This window comes from Shinella sedimenti, assembly GCF_022601905.1.
GTDB lineage: Bacteria > Pseudomonadota > Alphaproteobacteria > Rhizobiales > Rhizobiaceae > Shinella > Shinella sedimenti.
Window position 1 is genome coordinate 231,161 of record NZ_JAKVIN010000009.1, and the last position, 23,335, is coordinate 254,495.

Genomic DNA, 23,335 nt, shown 5'->3' on the forward strand with positions numbered 1-23,335 from the left:
CTCTCTCGATCTTCGTTGGGTCGACATTACCAGCGCCCGCCCCGTTCGCCAAATTCTTTTTGTGACGCCACGACGACAGTCCGGCAGATCATGCGCGCGACGGCGCGCGCCCATCGTCCATGCCCCGACAGCGCGAACGCGATTTTCCCGAAAAAACCATTTGCATCTCGCCATCTTTTGTTTATAAGCCCGCCTCACAGGCGCCGGCCAAGCCGGGAACAGCCACGCTGGGGAATAGTTCAACGGTAGAACGACGGACTCTGACTCCGTTAATCTTGGTTCGAATCCAGGTTCCCCAGCCAATTTTTCTTCCGAAAACCACACATCCAAAAACTTCGTCCAGCCGGTCGGGAAACGCCCGTATTGGGCATAACGGTCATGGCGACCTTCTTGTGCCGTTCCTTCTATGGAGTGGCAGGCCACGTCATATTGGCCTTGCCGGCGCGGCGGGTCGTGGCTATTTTCCCTGCGGAATCATGAGGGAAATCAAGCATGTCGACAGTCAAGAACCTTGTCATTGCCGCCGTCGTGGGTGTTGTCGTCGGGGCCGGAAAGATGGCGTATGACAAGTGGAGCGGCGCGGAATGGGAAGTTTCTCCCCAGGAGATCGCTCAGGCCAAGGCAGAGGGCAAGGCGGGCCTCGAGACACGGCCCGGCACCGTCGCCTACCTGCCGATCCGCAGCGAAACGGCGGACCTTCTGCCTGTCGAATGGGCCCTTTACGGGCTGGGTGCCGCTGCGCTCACCTTTTTCTCGCTGCGAAAGAAAAAGGCCGCGTGATGCGGCGCGCCTGGGTTGTGGCCGCAACCTTGCTGCTGGCATCGCCCGCGCTGGCGAACTGCGTTCCGCCCTGGCAGACGCAGTTCGCCTGCGCCATCCCGGAACGCGATGCCCGAGCGGAATTCTGCCGCATCGCCGAGCCCGCGCAGCATCCAGGCAAGAAGGAAGCCTATTATACCTATGTGGTGGGAACACAGCCCGCGGAGCTGTATTTCGAAACCGATTCGACCTGGTTTTCGACCAAGGACACCGACGTCGATCACCCCACGGATCTCACCATGGCACTGGGCTATGCGCGCGGCGACTACGTCTATGCCTTCGTCGTGACGCAGGATAAGCGCCTCGACGACCGCATCCGCGACGCGCAAATCCGCGTCTACAATTCGACGGATGCCTTCACGAATGACGTGAAGGGCAATGAAGTCACCCGCCTCTCCTGCGACCCCGCCTCGATAATCGCCGATCTTCCCAGCATTCGGCCTTAACGCTGCCGAGACGAGGCGTTCTTCTTGCTTTATCTCTAATAAACAGGTGGACCGGCACGGATGGGCCTCTTGTCAGCGCAGGCGGCGGCTGGCACGTTGTGGTTGCTTGATTCACAACTGCGTAGAGGGAAGCCCATGGCGCACAAGTTTGAGATCTACAAGGACAAGGCCGGCGAGTTTCGTGTTCGCTTCAAGTACAACAGCGAAGTGATGTTCTCCACGGAGGGCTACTCCAGCAAGGCCAGCGCACAGAACGCCATCGATTCGATCAAGAAGAATGGCCCCGACGCGCCGGTGGAAGACAACACCGCCCCCAAGGCCTGATCGGCCGTCTTCAGAAAGCCTGCCACCGGCGGGCTTTTTGTTGTTCAGAAGGTCGGAGGCGTGCAGGCGCTGATGACCTCGCAAGGCACCGGGCCGACGCAGCGGAAGCGATGCGGGCGGCGGCTTTCGAAGTAATAGGCATCGCCCGGCCCGAGGATGCGCCGCTCGTCGTCCACGGTCACTTCGAGGCGGCCCGACAGCACGATGCCGCCCTCCTCGCCATCATGCACTAGCGGTACCTTTCCCGTATCGGCGCCGGGCTGATAACACTCCTTCAGTATCTGCAGGCTGCGGCCGAACAGGTTGTCGCCCAGCTGCCGGTAGGAAATGCCACCCTTACCGATCTCCGTCAGCTCGTCCGCGCGGTAGAAGGCCTTTTTCGGCCGGTCCGGTTCGAAGGCGAAGAACTCGGCAAGGCCGATGGGGATGCCGTCGAGAATGCGTTTCAGGGCGCCGACGGACGGGTTGGAGGCGTTCGATTCGATCAACGAGATGGTGGAATTGGTGACGCCGGCGCGCTTGGCGAGTTCGCGCTGGGAGAGGTTGTGAGCGATGCGCAGATAGCGCAGCCTGCCCCCGATATCGACCGACATGGCATCTGCCTGTTCTAGATGTTCGAAATAGCGAAACTTTCCTTCTCCGTATCCTTTCTTTTCAATCGCTTGGCGTCAACAAGAAAAGGACTTGTTCGGCCTTGCAAATCATGACGACAATCCTCCAGCCAGAGCATTTCCGCTTTTCGCGTTGCGGAAAGTTCTACCCTTTCGTTTCACGCAGTTCCGGCCACGAACCGCCACGCTCCTTGCCGGAACCGCCCTGGAGGACTTCGCCATGAACGTGCACAACAAACCCAATGCGCCGGTGCTGGACAGCTACTGGATGCCGTTTACCGCCAACCGGCAGTTCAAGGCCGCCCCGCGCCTGCTCGCCGCTGCCGAAGGAATGTATTACACCAGTAGCGACGGCAGGCAGGTTCTGGACGGCACCGCGGGCCTGTGGTGCGTCAACGCCGGGCATGGCCGCCGGCAGATCGCCTCAGCCGTCGAGCGCCAGTTGATGCAGATGGATTTCGCACCCTCCTTCCAGATGGGCCATCCGATTGCGTTCGATTTTGCCGAGCGCCTCGCGGAAATCGCGCCCGGCCCGCAAGGCGCCAAGCTCGACCGCGTGTTCTATACCGGCTCGGGCTCGGAATCGGTCGATACGGCGCTCAAGATCGCCATTGCCTACCAGCGCGCCATCGGCCAGGGCACGCGCACGCGCCTGATCGGCCGCGAGCGCGGCTATCACGGCGTCGGCTTCGGTGGCATTTCGGTGGGCGGCATCGTCAACAACCGCCGCGTCTTTCCGCAGCTTGCCGGCGCCGATCATCTGCGCCACACACATGATCTCTCCAGGAACGCCTATGTGAAGGGCCAGCCGGAGCACGGCGCGGAGCTTGCAGAGGACCTCGAGCGCCTCGTCGCACTGCATGGCGCGGAAACCATCGCCGCCTGCATCGTCGAGCCGGTCGCCGGCTCGACCGGCGTGCTGATCCCGCCGAAGGGCTATCTCGAAAAGCTGCGGGCGATCTGCGACAAGCACGGTATCCTGCTGATCTTCGACGAGGTCATCACCGGCTTCGGCCGTCTGGGCGCGGCCTTCGCTACTGACTATTTCGGCGTGACGCCCGACCTCGTGACCACGGCCAAGGGCCTTACCAACGGCGCGATCCCGATGGGTGCGGTGTTCTCGAGCCGCAAGGTGCACGATGCGCTGATGCACGGCCCGGAAAATGCCATCGAACTTTTCCATGGCTACACCTATTCCGGCCACCCGGCCGCTTGCGCCGCCGGTATCGCCACGCTCGACATCTACCGTGACGAGGACCTGTTCACTCGCGGTGCGGAGCTTCAGGACGACTGGCACGCGGCGATGCATTCGCTGAAGGGCCTGCCGCATATCATCGACATTCGCACGATCGGCCTCATCGCCGGCATCGAGCTTGCTTCGCGCGACGGCGCACCGGGCGCACGCGCCTATGATGTCTTCGTCGATTGCTTCGAAAAGGGCCTGCTGATCCGCGTGACCGGCGACATCATCGCCTTCTCGCCGCCGCTGATTGCCGAAAAGAAGCATTTCGAGGATATCGTCTCGATCCTCGGCGAGGCGTTGAACCGCGCAGCATAAACTTTCCAGCGCGAGAAACGCTGTTATATCTGGGCCCGTCATCAGCACGGGCCCTTTTCATGTCAGCAGCCGGCAAGCGCGAACCGAAACTCATCTTCCGCCTCCAGTTCGAGCCGGAGGGTCGCATCGGGCGTGGCAAGATTGCGCTTCTCACGCATATCAGGGAAACCGGCTCGATTTCCGCCGGGGGCCGGGCGATGGACATGTCCTATCGGCGCGCGTGGCTTCTGGTGGACGAGATGAACCGGCTGTTTCGCGAACCCGTGGTCGAATCACAGCGCGGCGGCAAGCAGGGCGGCGGCGCGGTGGTGACACCGTTCGGCGAGGCGCTGATCGCGCATTATCACGCCATGGAAGAGAAGGCTCAGGCCGCCCTCTCCGACGATATCGACTGGATCATTGGCAACCTGGCGGAGTGACGGCTACTCCAACGCCACCGTCTTGATGACCGCATGAACCGGCAGGCCGGGGGTGAGGCCAAGGCGTTCGACCGAAAGCGCGGTGATGCGAGCGCGGACATGATCGCCGCCGCAGGCGATGCGCAGGCTGGCCATGCCCTCCCCGTCCGGCTCGATCGCTTCCACGGTGCCTTCAAGGATGTTCAACGCGCTCAGTCCTTCAGGGCGCACCGTCGCCACCATGACATCGCGCGCGGGAATGCGCAGGCGCACCGCCTCGCCGGGCAAGACCTTTGCGCCGGGCACCAGCAGTGCCGCGCCGCCTTCGAGGCGGATGGTGGCGAGGCCGTGGGCCGCGTCCTGCGCCTCGACACGACCTGTCAGCACGCTGCCGGCTTCGCGGCGCTCCATGGTTGAGGCAAGGCGCGGGCCGCCCAGCACGTCCGACGCGGGGCCAATGGCCTCGATGCGTCCTGCGGCCATCAGCACCACCTTGTCGGCAAGACGGGCGACCTCGGCGACGGAGTGGCTGACATAGACGATGGGAATGCCGACCTCGTCGCGCAGGCGCTCGAGATAGGGCAGGATTTCCGCCTTGCGCTCCTCGTCGAGGGCCGCGAGCGGCTCATCCATCAGCAGAAGTCGCGGAGAAGACAGAAGCGCACGGCCGATGGCGACACGCTGTTTTTCGCCGCCCGAGAGATTGGAAGGTTGACGGTCGAGCAGGTTTGCGATGCCGAGCAGATCGATGATGCGATCCGGGTGTTCCGTTCGTGCGCCCTTCGGCGCGAACCAGCGGCCGTAATCGAGGTTCCGGCGCACCGTCAGATGCGGGAACAGGCGCGCTTCCTGAAAGACATAACCGAAACGGCGGCGATGGGGCGGCACGAAGCGGCGGCCGGCAGTATCGACCAGCACGTCGTCATCGAGCTGGACGCGGCCGTCCGCAGGGCGCGCCAGCCCGGCGATGATGCGGATAAGCGAGGTCTTGCCCGAGCCGGAACGCCCGAACAGTGCCGTCACGCCGCCATCGGAGGAGAAGGCGGCCTCGAGCGAAAATTCGCCGAGACGGTGGCGGATATCGACGACGAGGCTCATTCGAGGTGCACCTTGCGGCCGATGCGCTGGGCGAGGACTTCCGACGCCAGCAGCGCCACCATGGAAATGGCGATGGCAACGAGCGTAAGACGCATCGCGCCCTGATCGCCGCCCGGCACCTGCGTGAAGGTATAGATGGCAGCCGACAGGGTCTGCGTTTCACCGGGAATATTGGAAACGAAGGTGATGGTGGCGCCAAACTCGCCCATCGCCTTGGCGAAGGCGAGGATCATGCCGGCCAGCACACCGGGCAGGATGAGCGGCAACGTAACCGTCAGAAAAACCCAGAGCGGACTTGCCCCCAGCGTTCCGGCCGCCTCCTCCAGCTTGCGGTCGACCGCCTCGATGGAGAGCCGGATGGAGCGCACCATCAGCGGAAAGCCCATGACGCCGCAGGCGAGCGCCGCACCCGTCCAGCGGAAGGACAGGACAATGCCGAACCAGTCATCGAGGAAGGATCCGACCGGGCCGCGCCGGCCGAACAGGATGAGCAGGATGAAGCCGGTCACGACCGGCGGCAGGATGAGCGGCAGGTGCACGACGCCGTTCAGCAGCGATTTGCCCCAGAAGCGGCCGCGCGCCAGCGCCAGCGCCACCAGAATGCCGAGCGGCAGGCTCACGAGCACCGCCACCGACGAAACCCGAAGGCTCAGCCGGATGGCGGTCCATTCCTCGGCGCTGAGCGCTAGCCAGTCCACGGCATTTTCCTTTGCAAAATTCGATGACCGAGACCCTAGTTTCCAGCCCGGCGTTGCGAAAGCCCATCATCCGCGTGCCGGCACCTTCTCCCCGCTTACATGGAGAAGGTCGCGGCAGCGGGATGAGGGGCAGCCCGAAGCGGTGAGCAAACCTCCACTAGACAACCGGGAACACGTGCCTTGGCCTACGGAATGGGCTCACCCTACTTCAGGATGGTAAAACCCTGCTGGGTAAAGAACGGCGCGGCCTTTTCGGACTTCAGGAAGTCGAGATAGGCGGCCGCCGCCGGGCTCCGGGATTCCGAGAGGATGGCGACGGGGTAGATGATCGGCGGGTGGCTTTCTTCCGGGAAGGTTCCGACGACGGCAACGCCCGGATCGGCGGCGGCATCCGTTTCGTAGACGATACCGTAGGGCGCCTCGCCGCGTGACACGAGCGCAAGCGCGGCGCGCACGCTTTCGGCTCCTGCGACCTTGCCCTCGACGGACGACCAGACGCCGAGCTTTTCGAGCGCGGCCTTGCCGTATTTACCGGCCGGAACACTGTCGACCGCGCCCATGGCAAGCTTGCCGTCGCCCACGAGGCCGGCCAGGTCGAAACCTTCCTTGATATCGACCGCTTCCGCCTTGTCCTTCGGCACCACGAGCACGATGCGGTTGCCGAGCAGGTTGGAGCGGGTGTCATCCTTGATGAGTTTTTTCTCGGCCACATAATCCATCCAGGCAAGATCGGCCGAGATGAAGAGATCGGCGGGAGCTGCCGCTTCGATCTGCTTGGCGAGTGCCGAGCTTGCGGCATAGGAGACGGCCGTCTCATTGCCGCTTTCCGCCTGCCAGGCGGCGTTCGCCGCATCCAGCGCGTTCTTGAGGCTGGCGGCGGCAAAGACCGTGACCTTTTCGGCGGCCGCGGCCGGCATGGCAAGCGGCAGCGCGGCAAAGGCAGCGACGACGAATTTCAAAAGCAGACGACGGTTCATTCCTGTTCTCCCATTTCCACCTTCCGGCAGCGTGATATCTCGGTGAATATATCGCTGCCTGCAATTTTGCTAGCGTTATATTTTCGAGAACACAATGGTGCCGACGCGGGCAGAAGGCCGGCAGAGGGAAGCGTAGGAAAATCCGGGGAAAAGAAAGGGAGCGGCGTTGCCGGGGCCAGAAATGGAAAAGCCTGCCGCGGGAGGAGGTGCGGCAGGCTTTCCGATAGAACCGAATGGCGACTGGGAGGAGGAGTGTCGCCATTCCCGCAGTCGGCCTTGGGAGGAGGAGTAGGCCTTCTGCAAACATCGAAGCTTCGTGGGAGGAGGTACGTTGCTTCGATAGGTATGACTATATCCGATTCCTGATGATTTCATAGGCATCGTTTTGCAAAGCAGCCATGCGCTATGCGCTTATCGAATGACTGAAGGTGCCTTGGCAGACCCGTTTCTGCCTGTGGTCTTCGCAACGCAAAAACGCCCGCTCGAGAGCGGGCGTTTCCAAATTCCTGCCGTCGTGCGGCCTCTCGATCAGAGGCCGACAGCGCTGCGGGCGACCTGCTTGATATCCGAGCGTGCGATACCGAGATCGTTGAGTTCCCGCTCGGTCATGCGGCCGAGTTCGGTGACGGTCTGACGATATTTGCGCCAATTGCTGAAGGAACGTGCCATGTTCATGATGATCCCCTTTCGTGAGGCTCTCTGTTCGGCACCGATCCGTGGCGCCGCGTCTTTCGATGGGTATGTTTTACCGCAATGCTGCACTGCGGTACAGCGCAAAGGCCGCACGCCACCCATGCAATCAGCGCATGGGTTAAACCAGGTCAGCCGCCGCCAGCGAGCAGGATCCAGCCAATCCCGGCAAAGGCAGACAGGCCAAGCGTCATCGGCACGGAGCGTTTGAGCTTGAAGAGCGCGAAAGCTGCCGCAGCAGCAAGAAAGGCCGATGGCAGAATGAGCGTTGACGGCACCGGCACCTCGATATGCAACGGCCCGGCCGACAGCACGGTTACGGCTCGAAAGAGGGTGTGCACGGCAAGCCAGACCGCCAGGTTCAGGATGACACCGACCACTGCGGCCGTAATGGCGGACATGGCACCGGACAGCGCCGCATTGCCGCGCAGCTTCTCGATGAACGGGGCGCCCAGGAAAATCCAGAGAAAACACGGCACGAAGGTGACCCAGGTGGTGAGGATCGCGCCAAATGTCGCCGCCACCATCGGGCTCAGGCCACCCGGATCGCGATACGCGGCGAGGAAGCCGACGAATTGCAGCACCATGATGAGCGGCCCGGGCGTCGTTTCCGCCATGCCCAGCCCGTCCAGCATTTCGCCGGGCTGCAGCCAGCCATAGTGCTGTACGGCCTCCTGCGCGACATAGGCCAGCGCGGCATAGGCGCCGCCGAAGGTCACGACCGCCATCTTGCTGAAGAAGACGCCGATATGCGTGAAGACATTCTCGCCACCGGCAACGACCCAGATCAGCGCGACGGGGCCGAGCCACAGACAGAGAATCACGGCCGATATCTTCAGCGACCAACGGAGATCAGGCCGGGCATGGGCCGGCGTCGCCTCGCCCAGCAGCGAATCACGGTCCTGCAGCACCGCGCCGCGCGTGGCAGCATGGCCGGCGGTCACGCGGAAAAGCCGCATCCCGGACTTCGAGCCGAGATAACCGATGAAGGCAGCGGCAGCGACGATAAGCGGAAACGGCACCTTGAAGGCGAAGATGGCGATGAAGGCCGCGCCGGCAATCGCGATCATTGCCGGCTTGACCAGGGCACGGCTGCCGATGCGGAAAACCGCCTGCACGACGATGGCGAGTACCGCCGCCTTGAGGCCGAAGAACAGCCCCTCCACCACGCTCGCATCGCCAAAGACGACATAGACATAGCTCAGCGCCAGAATGGAGAGGAAACCGGGAAGGATGAACAGCAGGCCGGCGATCAGGCCCCCCAGCGTGCGGTGCATCAGCCAGCCGATATAGACGGCAAGCTGCTGCGCCTCTGGCCCCGGCAGTAGCATGCAGTAGTTCAGCGCGTGCAGAAAACGGCTCTCGCCGATCCAGCGCTTCTCCTCCACGACGATGCGGTGCATGACGGCGATCTGTCCGGCCGGGCCGCCGAAACTGAGCGCAGCCACCCGAGCCCAGACCCTGATCGCCTCGCCGATGGGAACACCGTGCGTGTGGTCGCTGGACGGAGCGCCCGTCCGGGCCGCCGTATCGCCTGCCAAATTTTTGCCCCTCCCCGTCTATGCGCATCCGCGCTCTAGCCTGCCGATGTATAGCAAATGTGACATGCCCGGCACCGGCATGGTTTTCCAAAGAAAAGCGCGCCCGAACAAAACTCGACCAACGCCTGACACCATGAATTGCGTTGCGTCGGCGGGACGATCGGCTAGGGTCGTACTGCCATTCCGGCGACTGTCGGAACTGGTCGCGGCGCCGTCGCAGACAGGCTGCAATGGCGCAGAACGAGGCCCTAAAATCAGCCTCAAATTTCTCATCGGGGTCCAGCAAATGGCAGAATTTCCGCAAAAGGCGAAGGTCGTCATCATCGGTTTGGGTGGCATCGTGGGTGCGTCCATCGCCCATCATCTCATCGAGCGCGGATGGGACGATATCGTGGGTATCGACAAGTCGGGCATCCCGACCGACATCGGGTCGACGGCGCATGCCTCGGACTTCTGCTACACGACCAGCCACGACTACCTCTCGGTCTGGACGACACAGTATTCCATCGACTTCTTCGAAAAGATGGGCCACTACGCCCGCATCGGCGGTCTCGAAGTCGCGCGAACGGGCGACGATGCCTGGATGGAAGAGATCAAGCGTAAGCTTTCCTCCGCCAAGGCGTTCGGCACGCGAGCGCACTACGTGTCGCCCGCCGAGATCAAGGAAAAGTTCCCGCTGATCGAGGAAGACCAGGTGCAGGGCGGCATGTTCGACCCGGATGCCGGCCTCGTCATCCCGCGCTCGCAGACCGTTGCCGGCAAGCTGGTCGATGCCGCCGAAAAGACCGGCAAGCTGCAGGCCTTCGCGAACACGCCGGCAAAGTCGCTGATCGTCGAGGGCGGACGCATCAAGGGTGTCGTCACCCATCGTGGCACCATCATGGCAGACCATGTCATCGTCTGCGCCGGTATCTGGGGCCGCCTGATCGCCGAAATGGTCGGCGAGGACCTTCCGGTCATGCCGGTCGACCATCCGCTGACCTTCTTCGGCCCGTACAACGAATTCGAAGGCACCGGCAAGGAAATCGGCTACCCGCTGCTGCGTGACCAGGGCAACTCGGCCTATATGCGCGACACCGGCGACCCGAAGACCACGGAAGGCGGCCAGATCGAGTGGGGTTACTACGAAACCACCAATCCGCGGCTTTGCCACCCGCGCGACATTCTCGAGAAGAACGAAGCCCGCCTTTCGCCCTCGCAGCGCGATCTCGACATGGAGCAGATCCTCGAGCCGCTCGAAAAGGCAATGGAACTGACGCCGATCCTCGGCGAACTCGGCTACAATGAAAGCCATTCCTTCAACGGCCTCCTCCAGGTCTCGGCCGCCGGCGGCCCGTCCTGCGGCGAAAGCCAGAAGGTGCGCGGCCTCTGGTACTGCGTCGCCATCTGGGTCAAGGACGGCCCCGGCTACGGCAAGCTGATCGCCGACTGGATGACGGATGGACGCACGGAGATCGACCACAACTCGATCGATTATTCGCGCTTCTACCCGCACCAGCTGGAAGAGAAGTTTATCGAGAACCGCACCTTCGAGGCCGCGCAGAAGATTTATTTCCCTGCCGTACACAACCGTGAGCCCTACGCCTCCAGCCGCGGCGTCAAGCGCTCGCCTTTCTACGAGCGCGAAGTGGAGCTTGGCGGCTACTTCATGGAACTCGGCGGCTGGGAGCGTGCGCATGGCTACAAGGCCAACGAGCATCTGCTGGAAAAGTATGGCGACCGCGTTCCGGTGCGTGAGAACGAGTGGGACAGCCGCCACTTCTGGCGTGTTTCCAACGCCGAGCATCTCGCGCTGAGCGAGGATTGCGGCATCATCAATCTCTCGCACTTCCACATGGTGGATATCGAGGGCCCCGATCACGTCGAGCTTCTCGAATGGCTCTGCGCCGCCAAGGTTGGCGGTGACGGCAATATCGGCAAGGGCATCTACACCCACTTCCTCGACGACGAGGGCATGGTGCGCGCCGACTTCACGGTCTTCCGCATGGCCGACCGCTGCCGGCTCGTGAACGGCGCCGATGCCGGCCCGCGCGACTTCCACTATATGAAGCGCGTTGCCGAAGATCGCGGCCTTGATGTCACCATCACCGATACCTCGGAAAAGTACATCACCATCGGCATCTGGGGGCCGAATGCCCGCGAAAACCTCAAGAAGGTCGTCGCGGATCCGGCCGGCCTTGATATCGAGAACTTCCCGTTCGCGGCCATCAAGCCGATCGAGATTGCCGGCAAGCATGTCACCGCCTTCCGCATCTCCTATGTCGGCGAGCAGGGCTGGGAACTGCACATGAAGTACGAGGACGGTCTGGCCGTATGGGATGCGCTGCGCTCCACCGGCGCCATGGCCGTCGGCGTCGAGACCTACGCCAACTCGCGCCGTATGGAAAAGAGCCTGCGTCTCCAGAACGCCGACCTCCTGACCCAGTACAACCTCATCGAGGCCGATCTGGCCCGTCCGAAGGTCAAGGAAGCGGATTTCCGCGGCAAGGCAAAGCATCTGGAGTACAAGGCGCGCGACCATCAGCCCGCCATGCTCTGCACGCTGGTCATGACCGAGAATACGGACAAAAACGGTGTGAAGCGCTATCCGCTCGGCAACCTGCCGGTCATGGATCCGGAAACCGGCGAAGTGCTGATCGACGAGCTCGGCCGCCGCTCCTACACGACGTCGATCGCCTTCGGCCCGACCATCGGCAAGAACATCGCGCTGGCCTACCTGCCGCATGCTTATTGCCAGGAAGGCCGCAAGCTCAACATCTCGTATTTCGACGAGACCTACCCGGTCGAGGTGGTCAGCATCGGCTACAAGCCGCTCTATGACCCCGAAAACCTGAAGCCCCGCACCTAAGCGGCTTCGCGGAAAAGCAAAAGGGCGTGCCTGCAGTTGCGGGCACGCCCTTTTTTATTGCGCCAGGCGAATTTCAGTAAACCGGCGTGGCCTCATCATAGACAGGCATCGGCTGATCGACCGCCGCCATGGCGGGCGCGGCGGCACCCAACACGACGATCGGCGTGCCGCTCTGCACGCGATTGAAAAGATCGACCACATCCTGGTTGATCATGCGCACACAGCCTGAGGAGACGGACTTGCCGATCGTCCACCACTCCGGCGAGCCGTGGATGCGGTAAAGCGTGTCCTGCTTGTCGCGGAAGATGTAGAGCGCACGGGCGCCGAGCGGGTTCTTGAGGCCCGGCTCCATGCCGCCGTTGCGGGCGCTGTAGGGCTCCAATTCCGGCTGGCGCGCGATCATCTCGTCCGGGGGTGTCCAGCGCGGCCACTCGCGCTTGTACTGGATGACGCCGCGGCCTGCCCATTCGAAACCGGCGCGGCCAAGACCCACCCCATAGCGCATGGCCTGTCCGTTCTCATAGGTCAGGTAGAGGAAGTGGTTCGCCGTATCGACGACGATCACGCCGGGACGCTCGCCGGTCGGGTTGGGCACCATCTGGCGATAGAAGCGCGGATCGATCTTCTGGTAGGGAATGGCGGGCAACGGGAACTGCTCGTCATCCTTCGGCCCGTACATGGCCGCATAGATGCTGTTATCGACGACGGGCTCAGGCCTGACCTCGACCCTTTCGCGCGCCGTGGTGCAGCCGGCCAGCACCGTCGTCGCCAGTCCGGCACTGCCCAGGAGGAAAGACCGGCGGGTTACGCTTTCAAATGTCAACAGACGCCCTCACACCTTACTTGTCATAGGGATCGGCAAGCGCGGCATCGGGCCGGCTCACCGGATACTTGGTGCGAGAGATGCGTGATGCCATGCCCTTCGCGCCCTGCTGCTTCAGAAGCGAGCGGAAGCTGGGATGCATGCCGCCGTCCACATAGGCGAAGCTCGAAACCGGTGTGGCAGCGGCGAAAGCCGCATCCAGCTTCTTTTGTTCCGCACCGATTTTCGCGATCACGTCATTTTGTACGCCATCGGTGGTGGCCGGGCATTGGGCGAGCGGATCGCTCGGCTCGCCATTCACGAATTCGCGGTTGAAGACATAGCGTCCGCTGCAGACGGAAACCTTCGGCTGCTGGCGCGTGAAAGCAAAGGCGTCGTAGCCTTCCTTCAGTGTGCGCCAGAAGGGCATGTTCGGGTCGCCGCGATGCTTAGCCATATTCTCCGTCGTCATGCGGAAGGGGAAGGCCTGCACCTGGAAACGCTGCTGACCGCCTTCCAGCGCTTTCTGCACGATGGCGTAGATCTCGCCGACACCCTGGTCCGTCATGGCGTAGCAGCCTGACGACGAGCAGGCGCCATGCACCATCAGCGCCTCGCCGGTATAGCCGAGCGCCGATTCCAGGCGGTTCGGATAGCCGAGATTGAACGATACGTAATATTGCGAGTTCGGATTCAGCATGCCGGCCGAGACATGGTAGAAACCCTCGGGCGCTTGGCGGTCGCCGCTCTTCATCTTGGGGCCGAGCTTGCCGGACCAGCGGCACATCGGGTAGGTCTTGAACAGCGCGTATTTGCCGCTGGCGTCGACCTTCCAGACCTCCAGCTCGCTTTCCTGTTTGAAGATGCGCACGAGCACGGGGCTTTCCGGCCGCATCTTCTTCTTCGACATTTCCGCCTTCACCTTGTTGGAAAGCTTGGGCGCTTCCGCGAGCGAGGCGACGTCCATGGCCATGCAGCCGGCAAGCAGGCCACCGGCAACCGTTGCGGCGGCGAGACGCGCGAGCAGCGAAAGGCGCGGACGGGCGGATTTGGTATCGGAGCGTGGGCGAAGCACAAACATGGGTCTGTTTCGGTTGTTGGAAGTTCGACGCGCCGCAATCGCGCGGCGCCGGTTTCGTCTAGAGTCCAAGCGATTGCTTAGAACTTCGTTAATCTTGTTGCTTTTGCGGCCTCATGCCGCGGTCGACGCTGAGGGCCGGCCTTGTTTGGCAGGAGCTTAAACCCTCTCGCCATCAGAGCTTCAACCCCAGATTTGCGGCATTCTTTCGTCCAACGATCACGGCACGTACAAAAAAACGTCAGAACCTTGCCGCGCGCTGTCCGCATGGCACGGAAAGCCGGAAAACTTGATTTTCGCGCCCTTCGCGTCCATCTGTGAGCAAATGCACGCGACGAGGCGAAACGATGCTGACCATCGGCGATCTTTCCAGGGCAACGGGCGTCAAAGTTCCGACGATCCGCTACTATGAGCAGATGGGCCTGATCGCGCCTGCCGAACGTTCCGAAGGCAACCAGCGGCGTTACTCCAACGACGAACGCGACCGGCTCGCCTTCATCCGCCATGCGCGCGACCTCGGCCTCACCCTCGACGCCATCCGTGAGCTGATCGATCTCAGCCAGCATCCCGAGCGCCCCTGCCACGATGCCGACCGCATCGCCGCCGAACAGCTTTCCGCCGTGCGCCGCAAGATCGCACGGCTCCAGAAGCTGGAAGCCGAGTTGGTGCGCATCACAAGCCATTGCCATTCCGATCAGGTGCGCGACTGCTACGTCATCCGCGCGCTGGCCAACCACGAGCTTTGCCACGACGAGCACGACTAGCCGCATTATCCGAAGCCGAAGCGATACCGCTTTGGCTGGACATGCTTTAGGTCTCGGCCAGCAGCTTCAGTTTCTGGAGCTGGACCGCGCGCGGCTCGTGCATGTCGAGCATGCCCTGAAGACGCCCGTCCGCGCGGACAAGGAACAGCCCGGCGGTGTGATCCATCGTGTAGCTGTCGGACACCGTTTCCACCTTCCTGTATGTGGCCGAAAACGCTTCCGCCGCCTGCTTCGTCTGAGCCGCATCGCCCCGCAACGCGACGATACGGGGATCGAAGGACGTCATGTAGAGCTTCAGGAGTTCCGCCGTATCGCGCTCGGGATCGATCGACACAAAGAGCGGCGTGATGCGATCCGCCGCCGGGCCGATGTCTTTCAGGAGACCGCTGAGCTCGAACAGCGCCGTCGGGCAGACATCCGGGCAATGGGTGAAGCCGAAGAAGACGAGATAGGGCTTGCCGGCAAGGTCGGCGGAACCGAACGGCGTTCCGTCGACGTTTATCAATGTGAAGGTCCGTTCTTTCGATGGACCGGCGGTCGGCATCTGCGCCGCGACCGTCGCACCGACGATCGCGGCCAGCACGCAGAGGCCAAGGATTTTCCTGCGCCGCATCACTTGATCGGCCTGAGGAGACGCAGCGCATTAAGCGTGACCAACACGGTTGCACCGGTATCGGCGAGGATTGCGGGCCACAGGCCGGTGATGCCGACGATGGTCGTGACGAGGAAGACACCCTTGAGGCCGAGCGAGAGCACGATGTTCTCGACGATGTTGCGCATGGTGCGCTTCGAGAGGTCCGTCATCAGCGCGACGTCACCGACGCGGCCATGCAGGATGGCGGCATCGGCGGTTTCCAATGCAACGTCCGTTCCACCGCCCATGGCGATGCCGACATCGGCGGCGGCGAGCGCCGGCGCGTCGTTGATGCCGTCACCGATCTTGCCGACGACGAAGCCTTCGCGCTGAAGCTCGCCAACGATGCGCTGCTTGTCTTCCGGCATCAGTTCGGCGCGCACCTCGATGCCGAGCTGGCTGCCGACGGCCCTGGCCGTGCGGGCATTATCACCCGTCAGCATGATCGTCTTGATGCCGAGGTCCTTCAGGGCTTTCAGGCCGGCAGCGGCATCCGCGCGCGGCTCGTCGCGCATGGCGATGGCACCGGCCAGCACACCATCGACGATCAGCATGGAGACAGTCTTGCCGTCATCGTTGAGTGCCGTGGTCGCAGCCTGTACCTCTGCGGACAAAGCGACGCGCTCCGCAGCAGCCTTCGGCGAACCGAGGAAGACGTCCCTGCCCTCGACCGTCGCGGCGACGCCCTTGCCGCCCAGCGCATGCGAGCCCGTGGCGACCGGGAGCACGATGCCGTCCTCGGCGGCCTTCGCGAGGATGGCGAGCGCCAGCGGATGGCTGGAGCCTGCCTCCAGAGCTGCGGCGAGGCGCAGCACCTCTTCGGCCGGCGACGAGAAGGCAACGACATTGGTGACGACGGGCTTTCCCTCGGTCAGCGTTCCGGTCTTGTCGAAGGCGATGGCGGTCAGCTTTCCCAGCCCTTCCAGCACGGCGCCACCCTTCATGAGCAGGCCGCGGCGGGCACCGGCGGACAGGGCCGCAGCGATAGCCGCCGGCGTCGAGATGACGAGCGCGCAGGGGCAACCGATCAGCAGCACGGCGAGCCCCTTGTAGACCCACTCGCTCCAGATGCCGCCGAAGGCGAGCGGCGGGATGATCGCGACGAGCGCGGCGACCACGACGACGCCGGGCGTGTAATATTTCGAGAAGCGATCGATGAAGCGCTCGGTCGGCGCCTTGGATTCCTGAGCTTCCTCGACCAGCTTGATGACGCGGGCAATCGTGTTGTCGGCGGCTGCCGCCGTCACACGGATGCGCAATGCCGCATCGCCGTTCACCGTGCCGGCGAAGACCGCATCACCGGCCTCCTTGCGGACCGGCGTGCTCTCGCCTGTCACCGGCGCCTCGTCGATGGCGCTTTCGCCTTCGATGATCGTGCCGTCGGCAGAAATCCGGTCGCCCGGGCGAACGAGGATAACCGCCCCGACGGGAAGCGACTCGGCCGGCACTTCCTTGGTGCGGCCGTCCTCCTCCAGCAGCGCCGTCTTCGGCACGAGGGTCGAAAGCGAACGGATGCTGTCACGCGCCTTGCCGGCGGCCACACCTTCCAGAAGCTCCCCGACGAGGAAGAGGAAGACGACCATCGCGGCCTCTTCCGTCGCATTGATGGCAACGGCACCGATCGCGGCAATGGTCATCAGCATTTCGATGGAGAAGGGCGTGCCGGCAAGGGCCGCCATGATGGCGCGCCGCCCGATCGGCACCAGGCCGACGATCATGGCGATGAGAAAGGCGTAGGATGCGATGGCGGGGAAGAGATGGCCGATGCCGTAAGCGACCACAAGCGCGCCGCCGGCGAGAATGGTCAGCCTACCCTTCTTGCCCTTCCACCAGGGACCTTCCGAAGGGCCGTGATCATGGCCGTGCAGGCCTTCTATGGCGGCAGCCTTCACGTCATGGCTGTGTCCATGATCATGCTCGTGCGCATGCGCATGATCGCAGTTCGGCCCATGTGCGTGTTCCGGTGCGGGCTTGTCCCCCGCCAGGGCGGCACCGGGCGTCACGACGTAGCCAAGGCCCGACACCTTCCTGCGGATCGCGTCGAGGTCACTCGACGGATCGTGCTGCACCCGCATCGTGCCTGCGGTGACGGACACCGACACGTCGGACACGCCCGGCATGCGGCGCACCGCCGTATCGATCTTGCTGGCGCAGGACGCGCAATCCATGCCTTCGACCCGGAACCGCGTCTCTTTCATATCGGACATCATACAATCCTCTTCATTGTCGTGAGGATGGTCTACGACCTCTAGCGACTAGAGGTGCAAGAGCGAAATCGAAAAAATCGCAACCGAAGCCACATTGATATTTCCGGCCGCCCTGTGCTAGAGAGCGCCACTTGTTGCAGGTTTCATCTGCTGGTTGGGGAGGACGCCATGTCTTGGCACGCCCTCTTCCAATCGGGGATGGGCTCGGATGCCCCCCGAACGGAAGAACGCTTTTCGATCAGTGCCCATGGGGCACGGTCTGGCTTTTATGCCGTTACGCCGGCCGCATCGTTGCGCCCGGTGAAGACGTCACGCCTGCCCAATCTCTTTCTCGCCAGGTATCGCGACCGGGGCAACAGCGCCAAGGCGCTGTCACATCGCCGTGTCCGCACGACGATACCGTAACAGCGGCTTTTCCCTTTCCTGAGCCACACGAAGCGGACGGTTTGCGCCTCCCTCTTCGCGTTTTCGTCGCGTTGCCGGTCTCAGCCGGCGGCCATCCACCGCACAAGACAGGTCCCGCATGTCCCTTACAACGCCGTATTATCTGATCGACAAGTCGAAGCTTCTCGCCAACATGGAAAAGATCGCGCGGGTGCGCGAACTGTCCGGCGCGAAGGCGCTGCTGGCGCTGAAGTGCTTCGCCACCTGGTCGGTCTTCGATTTCATGTGCGACTACATGGACGGCACGACCTCCTCGTCGCTGAATGAAGTGCGTCTGGGGCACGAGCGGTTCGGCAAGGAAACCCACGCCTACTCCGTGGCCTATGCCGATTACGAGATTGACGAGGTGATTAGCCACGCCGACAAGATCATCTTCAACTCGATCGGCCAGCTCGACCGGTTCTCCGACAAGGCGGCCGGCATCGTGCGGGGCCTGCGTCTCAATCCCGGCATCTCCTCATCGAGCTTCGACCTTGCCGACCCTGCCCGCCCCTTCTCGCGCCTCGGCGAATGGGACGTGAAAAAGGTCGAACCTGTTATGGACCGCGTCTCCGGCTTCATGATCCACAACAACTGTGAAAACGGTGATTTCGACCTGTTCGACCGCATGCTGGGCACGATCGAGGAGAAGTTCGCACCGCTCCTGAAGAAGGCCGAATGGGTAAGCCTCGGCGGCGGCATCCACTTTACCGGCGAGAACTATCCGCTCGAAAAATTCGCCGAGCGGCTGAAGCGATTTGCCGGCGAATATGGCGTGCAGGTCTATCTCGAGCCCGGCGAGGCCTCGATCACCAAATCGACCTCTCTGGAAGTGACGGTGCTCGATATCCTCAACAACGGCAAGGACCTCGCCATCGTCGACTCATCGATCGAGGCGCATATGCTGGACCTGCTGATCTACCGCGAGAATGCCAAGCTTTCGCCCAACACCGGACCGCACCGCTACATGGTCTGCGGCAAGTCGTGCCTGGCCGGCGATATCTTCGGCGAGTTCAACTTCGAGAACCGCCTGAAGGTCGGCGACCGCATCTCCGTTCAGGATGCGGCCGGCTACACAATGGTCAAGAAGAACTGGTTCAACGGCGTGAAAATGCCGGCGATTGCCATCCGTGAACTGGATGGCAGCATCCGCACCGTCCGCGAATTCGACTATGCGGACTACGAAGCAAGCCTTTCCTAAATCCCCTCATCAAACCCAGAAGGAGCTATTCCGGGACATGAAGAAAAACGTGCTCATCATCGGCGCCGGCGGCGTTGCACAGGTCGTGGCGCACAAATGCGCTCAGAACAACGACGTGCTCGGCGACATCCATATCGCTTCGCGCACCAAGGCGAAGTGCGACAAGATCATCGCGTCCGTTCATGAGAAGAACGCGATGAAGCAGCCGGGCGTTCTCGAAGGCCATGCGCTCGACGCGCTGGACATCGAAGCCACCAAGGCGCTGATCACCTCGACAAAGGCGCAGATCGTCATCAATGTCGGCACCGCCTTCCTCAACATGTCGGTGCTGCGCGCCTGCATGGATACCGGCGTCGCCTATATCGACACCGCGATTCACGAAGAGCCGGGCAAAATCTGCGAGACGCCGCCGTGGTACGGTAACTACGAGTGGAAGCGTGCCGCCGAATGCGAGGAAAAGGGCATCACCGCCATCCTCGGCGCCGGCTTCGACCCGGGCGTCGTCAACGCCTATGCCAAGCTCGCCAAGGACGAATATCTCGACAAGGTGACGGACGTCGACATCGTTGACATCAATGCCGGCAGCCATGGCAAGTATTTCGCCACGAACTTCGATCCGGAAATCAACTTCCGCGAATTTACCGGCGTCGTCTACTCCTGGCAGAACGGCCAGTGGCAGACGAACAAGATGTTCGAAATCGGCAAGGATTACGACCTGCCGGTCGTCGGTACGCGCCGCGCCTATCTGTGCGGCCATGACGAAGTGCATTCGCTTGCCAAGAACATGGACGGGGCCAATGTCCGCTTCTGGATGGGCTTCGGCGATCACTACATCAACGTGTTCACAGTGCTGAAGAACCTCGGCTTGCTTTCCGAGCAGCCGGTCAAGACGGCCGAAGGCCAGGAAGTCGTGCCGCTCAAGGTCGTCAAGGCCGTGCTGCCCGATCCGGCGTCGCTGGCGCCCGGCTACGAAGGCAAGACCTGCATCGGCGACTATGTGAAGGGCCTGAAGGACGGCAAGGAAAAGACCGTCTTCATCTACAACGTGGCCGATCACAAGGAAGCCTATGAGGAAGTCGGTTCGCAGGGCATTTCCTACACCGCCGGCGTGCCGCCCGTCGCCGCCGCGATGCTCGTCGCAACCGGCGAGTGGGACGTGAAGAAGATGGCCAATGTGGAAGAACTGCCGCCAAAGCCGTTCATCAACCTCCTGAACCGCATCGGCCTGCCGACGCGCATCCAGGACGAAGACGGCGACCGCGCCGTCAGCTTCTAAGCCTCAAGGGGCCGGCGCAAGCCGGCCCTTTTTGGTTTCAGGCGATCGTCTCGATCTCGAGTTCCTGCTCGCCCACCGTGACGACATCGCCGACCGCCTTGCCCATCAGCTTGCGCGCGACGGGCGAGACATAGGAAATCGAACCCGCCTTCGGGTCGGCCTCATCCTCGCCGACGATACGGTAGGTCTGCACGCGCCCGTCATCCCGGCTGAAAGTCACGGTACTGCCGAAGGCGACGACATCGTTTGCCGTCGGCGCCGGCACGAGCTGGGCGGTGCGCAGCCGTTCGACAAGATACCGAAGGTCGCGCAAGGGGCCGGCTGTCTGGCGGCGGCGTTCGTTCACATCCTCGAGCGCATTGGCCGTCTCGAAAGCCTCGCGCGCCGCCTGCAACTGCGCTTCGAGCGCCTTCAGACCCGTTTCCGTCACGAGGTTCTGATGCGGTGAGATGGGCCGATCCGGCAGCTGGGTTTCCGCTGCGGTTTCCGCGCTCTCTTCCTTGACGAATGCGACGCTCACGCCTGAACTCCGTTTGACGACCAACGCCAATATGTAGGGAAGTGCGGGCTACTTTGCAAAGCAATGCGTGCAATCCATCGCCTGTCTAGCGCCAGAAGCGCTTGGTATCGATCAGCGCCTCATGCGCTTCCGCCGCTGCGGCGAGCATACCCGCCGAGCTTTGCGGTTCCGTCTTGGTGAAGGCCGTAAGCGCTTTCTCGTCAAAGCCGAGGCGAGCGAGAACCTCCGGCATATCGGCCGTGTCATTCAGCACGCCCAGACGATCCTGCAAGGCTTCCAACGCATCGATGAAGCGGCCATACCGCCGCTTCTGGCGCTTTCGATCAAACAAGGCGGCGAAGAAACCTGCGGCATAGCGAAGCTTCTTGGCATCCTTGCGCACGGCATGACGGGCCTCGTCGTCCACGTCGGCCAGATCGCGGCCACCCTTCTTGACCTTGCGCCGCAGCCGATCGAGCGCACCGGCGGCGAAATCCGCTAGCGGCTGCGTGCGAATTTCGCGTGTGCGACGTTGCGTTTGCCAGGAACCGCAAACCAGCCACTCTTCAACGTCCAGCATCAGTGCGCGGGCACGCGGTCCGGCGAGAGTGGCGGCGGCTTCACGGAACGCGGTCGCCCTCGCCTCTGCCAGCCGTGCGCGCAACGCATCATCCTTGCAGCGGGCCACCAGCACGTCGAGATCGCGCACGCTGCCGAGCACGCCCGCCAGCCATTTAACCTCATCGGCCAGGCGCGCGCCGGTCTCGCCCTCCAGCAATAGATTGAACACGGAGAACGCAGAGCGCAGCCGCCGCAGGGCGACACGCGCCTGATGCACCGCGTCTTCTCCCCCGTCCTCCATCAGGTCCTCGTTCATGCGAAACTGCCTGATGCAGGCATGCGCGATGGTGCGGAAGGCGGCGGAAACGCTCATGTCGGCAACAAGCGCGACCGGATCGGCCTTCACCGCGCGCGCCGGGGACGCCGTCAGCCCGTAGCCGCGCTCCGCCTTGCTCAGCACACCCAGCCGCAGCGGCATGACCGCGCCCAACCGTCGGGCAAAGGAGAAGAGGCCATCCGGTTTTCCGTCCTCCAGCTTCAACTTGATCTCGGCGATAGGCGCCTTCCGGTCGCCGGCCACGATACTGCCCCGGTCGAGAGCCATCTCGATGCGCGTCCCTTCCCAGAGGACGGACCAGCGGCGACGCTCGGTTGCGACTTCAAAGACAGGCTGGATCTCATCGGCGCGCCGGCCAAGAAACGCCCGGATCGGCGTGGTGTCATCGAGAACGGGTGTATCGTTCTCGACGTTTCGCTCCCATTTCGGGCGGGCAAAGACACTTGCGATACCGCCACCGACAGCCTTGGCGATCTGGACATACCCTTCCGCATCCTTGCGGATGCGAAGCGAAAAGCCGGCGGCGCGCAGGGCGCGATCCGGCGTATCGTAATAGACAACATGCCGCGCAAGCACGACGGGCTCACCGGACACAAGACCGGCCGCCACGAGATCGACGATCTCCTCACCGGCGAGATCGAGCTTCAGTTCGACATCCTGTCCCAAAGTTTGCTCCCATCATCCCACGCCAGAGCCATCAGCAGGATCTTCCCTTCGACCCTGCAAGGCAAGCGACACATTCAACCACCGCCGGCAAGCCGGCGACTGATTCTGCAGGCAGATGTAGCGGAGTTTTTAGACGAAGCGACGACGGTGGACGCTGTAGGCCGCGACCACGCTCATGAGCGCCAGCGCATACCAGGTCAGCGCATAAACGAGATGGCTGTTGCGGAAGGTCACGACGGTCAGGCCGCCGACTGGAAGACCGCCCGGATTTGGCGTTGCATCCGCATCGATGAAATAGGGCGCGACATTCCGGAGCCCCTTGGCCGCGGCGATGGCGGCAACGTCTCGCGAGAACCAGCGGTCGCCCGCGGGATCATTGGCGCGCAGGAAACCGCCGCCCGGCTCGGTGATCCGCAGCAGGCCCGTGACCGTGACCGGACCGGCAGCCAGCGCGCTGGCGAGACGCGCATCCTCGCCGCTGCGGTCGGCAGGTACGAAGCCGCGATTGATGAGGATCGTCGGACCGCCGCCATCTGTCCGCAGCGGCGTCACCACCCAAAAACCCGCGCCGCGCTCCGTGACGGCCTGTACGAGCACGGTCTTGTCGTGTTCGAGAAGACCGGTGGCAGTGACATGGCGATATTCGTCCGCGGCCGCATCGACCGGGCCGGCCGGGGCCGGCACCGGATCGGCATGCACGCGGGCATCCACCCGAGCGATCAGATCGAGCTTCCAGAAGAGCCGCTGCACCTGCCAGGACCCGAGCCCCACGAACACGGCGACGAGCAGCAGGAGGAATGCCGTGAGAACTCTGCGGGCGCGGGGCGATGGTTGCCCGCCGTCCTGCAGCCCTTCCTCATCCGTCTTCATGTCGGCTCC

At 63.0% G+C, this 23,335-nt stretch carries 22 protein-coding genes and 1 tRNA gene; 10 read left to right on the forward strand and 13 right to left on the reverse strand.

The annotated features are described in order from the left end of the window. Window positions 1-228: 228 nt before the first annotated feature. The 4 genes from MKI86_RS20935 to MKI86_RS20950 all read left to right on the forward strand — a co-directional run bounded on the left by MKI86_RS20935 (window position 229) and on the right by MKI86_RS20950 (window position 1,589). A tRNA-Gln gene (locus MKI86_RS20935) sits at window positions 229-302 on the forward strand. 190 nt (window positions 303-492) lie between these two features. After that, window positions 493-780, forward strand: coding sequence for a hypothetical protein (locus MKI86_RS20940; protein ID WP_241604947.1), 288 nt, complete (start codon window positions 493-495; stop codon window positions 778-780). Further along, a complete protein-coding gene (locus tag MKI86_RS20945) occupies window positions 777-1,265 on the forward strand; it encodes a hypothetical protein (protein ID WP_241604949.1) in 489 nt (162 codons plus the stop codon). The genes MKI86_RS20940 and MKI86_RS20945 overlap by 4 nt, the downstream gene beginning before the upstream one ends. A gap of 135 nt (window positions 1,266-1,400) precedes the next feature. After that, entirely contained in the window at window positions 1,401-1,589 is a 189-nt protein-coding gene (locus MKI86_RS20950; RefSeq protein WP_134649001.1) for a YegP family protein, read from the forward strand. A gap of 44 nt (window positions 1,590-1,633) precedes the next feature. Here MKI86_RS20950 and MKI86_RS20955 read toward each other — a convergent pair whose 3' ends face one another. Then, the gene (locus MKI86_RS20955; protein ID WP_241604951.1) at window positions 1,634-2,182 is read right to left on the reverse strand and encodes a cupin domain-containing protein; all 549 of its coding nucleotides are present in this window, start codon (window positions 2,180-2,182) and stop codon (window positions 1,634-1,636) included. A 238-nt stretch (window positions 2,183-2,420) separates the two neighbouring features. Here MKI86_RS20955 and aptA point away from each other — a divergent pair, with 238 nt between their 5' ends. Next, window positions 2,421-3,758, forward strand: coding sequence for an omega-aminotransferase AptA (aptA, locus tag MKI86_RS20960; RefSeq protein WP_241604953.1), 1,338 nt, complete (start codon window positions 2,421-2,423; stop codon window positions 3,756-3,758). Between the two features lie 59 nt (window positions 3,759-3,817). Then, window positions 3,818-4,177: a winged helix-turn-helix domain-containing protein gene (locus MKI86_RS20965; RefSeq protein ID WP_241604955.1), complete on the forward strand. Its 360-nt coding sequence runs from the start codon at window positions 3,818-3,820 to the stop codon at window positions 4,175-4,177. Window positions 4,178-4,180: 3 nt separating this feature from the next. Here MKI86_RS20965 and modC read toward each other — a convergent pair whose 3' ends face one another. From modC to chrA, 5 genes are all read right to left on the reverse strand, one after another. Beyond that, complete coding sequence (gene modC / locus MKI86_RS20970) at window positions 4,181-5,254, reverse strand: molybdenum ABC transporter ATP-binding protein (RefSeq protein ID WP_241604957.1); 1,074 nt, start codon at window positions 5,252-5,254, stop codon at window positions 4,181-4,183. Further along, window positions 5,251-5,952, reverse strand: coding sequence for a molybdate ABC transporter permease subunit (gene modB / locus MKI86_RS20975; RefSeq protein WP_241604959.1), 702 nt, complete (start codon window positions 5,950-5,952; stop codon window positions 5,251-5,253). Before modB ends, modC begins: the two co-directional genes overlap by 4 nt. A 203-nt stretch (window positions 5,953-6,155) precedes the next feature. Continuing rightward, window positions 6,156-6,929 carry a molybdate ABC transporter substrate-binding protein gene (gene modA / locus MKI86_RS20980; protein ID WP_256465754.1) on the reverse strand — a complete coding sequence of 258 codons (774 nt, stop codon included), beginning with the start codon at window positions 6,927-6,929 and terminating at the stop codon, window positions 6,156-6,158. 528 nt (window positions 6,930-7,457) lie between these two features. Continuing rightward, entirely contained in the window at window positions 7,458-7,604 is a 147-nt protein-coding gene (locus MKI86_RS20985; protein ID WP_241604961.1) for a DUF1127 domain-containing protein, read from the reverse strand. 146 nt (window positions 7,605-7,750) lie between these two features. Next, the gene (gene chrA, locus MKI86_RS20990) at window positions 7,751-9,160 is read right to left on the reverse strand and encodes a chromate efflux transporter (RefSeq protein WP_241604963.1); all 1,410 of its coding nucleotides are present in this window, start codon (window positions 9,158-9,160) and stop codon (window positions 7,751-7,753) included. 286 nt (window positions 9,161-9,446) lie between these two features. Here chrA and MKI86_RS20995 point away from each other — a divergent pair, with 286 nt between their 5' ends. After that, window positions 9,447-12,008 carry a GcvT family protein gene (locus MKI86_RS20995; protein ID WP_241604965.1) on the forward strand — a complete coding sequence of 854 codons (2,562 nt, stop codon included), beginning with the start codon at window positions 9,447-9,449 and terminating at the stop codon, window positions 12,006-12,008. 73 nt (window positions 12,009-12,081) lie between these two features. On the opposite strand, the gene MKI86_RS21000 is transcribed toward MKI86_RS20995, so the two are convergent. Together MKI86_RS21000 and MKI86_RS21005 are read right to left on the reverse strand one after the other, a co-directional pair. Continuing rightward, the gene (locus MKI86_RS21000) at window positions 12,082-12,831 is read right to left on the reverse strand and encodes a L,D-transpeptidase family protein (RefSeq protein ID WP_241604967.1); all 750 of its coding nucleotides are present in this window, start codon (window positions 12,829-12,831) and stop codon (window positions 12,082-12,084) included. 16 nt (window positions 12,832-12,847) lie between these two features. Next, window positions 12,848-13,891: a hypothetical protein gene (locus MKI86_RS21005; RefSeq protein ID WP_370880032.1), complete on the reverse strand. Its 1,044-nt coding sequence runs from the start codon at window positions 13,889-13,891 to the stop codon at window positions 12,848-12,850. Window positions 13,892-14,235: 344 nt separating this feature from the next. On the opposite strand from MKI86_RS21005, the gene MKI86_RS21010 reads away from it, so the two are divergent. Then, window positions 14,236-14,652, forward strand: coding sequence for a MerR family transcriptional regulator (locus MKI86_RS21010; protein ID WP_241604970.1), 417 nt, complete (start codon window positions 14,236-14,238; stop codon window positions 14,650-14,652). A gap of 46 nt (window positions 14,653-14,698) precedes the next feature. On the opposite strand, the gene MKI86_RS21015 is transcribed toward MKI86_RS21010, so the two are convergent. Both MKI86_RS21015 and MKI86_RS21020 read right to left on the reverse strand, forming a co-directional pair. Further along, on the reverse strand, window positions 14,699-15,265 hold the full coding sequence (locus MKI86_RS21015; protein ID WP_241604972.1) for an SCO family protein: 567 nt from the start codon (window positions 15,263-15,265) through the stop codon (window positions 14,699-14,701). Continuing rightward, entirely contained in the window at window positions 15,265-17,493 is a 2,229-nt protein-coding gene (locus tag MKI86_RS21020) for a heavy metal translocating P-type ATPase (protein WP_241604974.1), read from the reverse strand. The genes MKI86_RS21015 and MKI86_RS21020 overlap by 1 nt, the downstream gene beginning before the upstream one ends. Before the next feature lie 523 nt (window positions 17,494-18,016). Here MKI86_RS21020 and MKI86_RS21025 point away from each other — a divergent pair. Next, window positions 18,017-19,117 (forward strand): carboxynorspermidine decarboxylase, encoded by a 1,101-nt coding sequence (locus MKI86_RS21025; RefSeq protein ID WP_241604976.1) that lies wholly within the window; start codon window positions 18,017-18,019, stop codon window positions 19,115-19,117. Window positions 19,118-19,154: 37 nt separating this feature from the next. After that, entirely contained in the window at window positions 19,155-20,393 is a 1,239-nt protein-coding gene (locus MKI86_RS21030; protein ID WP_241604978.1) for a saccharopine dehydrogenase family protein, read from the forward strand. A gap of 37 nt (window positions 20,394-20,430) precedes the next feature. On the opposite strand, the gene greA is transcribed toward MKI86_RS21030, so the two are convergent. From greA to MKI86_RS21045, 3 genes are all read right to left on the reverse strand, one after another. Then, a complete protein-coding gene (gene greA, locus MKI86_RS21035) occupies window positions 20,431-20,913 on the reverse strand; it encodes a transcription elongation factor GreA (RefSeq protein WP_241604980.1) in 483 nt (160 codons plus the stop codon). An 85-nt stretch (window positions 20,914-20,998) separates the two neighbouring features. Continuing rightward, entirely contained in the window at window positions 20,999-22,456 is a 1,458-nt protein-coding gene (locus tag MKI86_RS21040; protein ID WP_241604982.1) for a CYTH and CHAD domain-containing protein, read from the reverse strand. A gap of 129 nt (window positions 22,457-22,585) precedes the next feature. Further along, window positions 22,586-23,326, reverse strand: coding sequence for an SURF1 family protein (locus MKI86_RS21045; protein WP_241604984.1), 741 nt, complete (start codon window positions 23,324-23,326; stop codon window positions 22,586-22,588). Window positions 23,327-23,335 lie beyond the last annotated feature (9 nt).